This is a genomic window from Pseudomonas zhanjiangensis, assembly GCF_041027545.1.
In the GTDB taxonomy this organism is placed as follows: domain Bacteria; phylum Pseudomonadota; class Gammaproteobacteria; order Pseudomonadales; family Pseudomonadaceae; genus Aquipseudomonas; species Aquipseudomonas zhanjiangensis.
In genome coordinates this window covers 1-500 of sequence record NZ_JBFTEG010000060.1, presented here as the reverse complement: position 1 = coordinate 500, position 500 = coordinate 1, and the positions used below count along the sequence as shown (strand labels likewise).

The window sequence follows — 500 nt, the reverse complement described above, 5'->3', positions numbered from 1 at the left end:
GTCAATTGCGAGCGCGCCACACCGAGACTCTCACTGACCGCTTTCACTGGTCGTCCCCCGGCAACAAGGGTGAGTGCGCAATCCATTTTCGCGAGCGGGCGATCTCCACGGCTTCCTTGAGGATCTCTGCCTCCATGGTCTTCTTGCCCAGCATCCGTTGCAGTTCGCGGATTTGCTTGAGGGCATCGGCCAGCTCTGAAGCAGGCACCACCGCTTCACCGGCACTGACCGCCGAGAGGCTGCCGTCCTGGTAGAGCTTGCGCCAGTGGAACAGTTGGTTGGGGTTGATGCCGTTGCGCCGGGCCACCACCGAGACGCTTTGCCCGGGCTCTAGGCTCTCGCGCACCATGGCCAGTTTCTCCTCGACGCTCCAGCGGCGACGCCGCTCCTGGCCGAGCACTTCGAAGGTTTTGTCTTTGCTGGTAGTCATAAACACAGTCGTTTGCCTATCCCTTATGGTAAGGGGGAAACGGTGTCCTGTGTTTCAAGGGGCTCGTTCA

Annotated in this window: 1 pseudogene; it reads right to left on the bottom strand. The window is 60.6% G+C overall.

Going from position 1 to position 500, the window contains the following annotated elements:
- Window positions 1–430: pseudogene (locus AB5S05_RS22315) on the bottom strand (transposase); the annotation flags it as partial.
- Window positions 431–500: the final 70 nt, after the last annotated feature.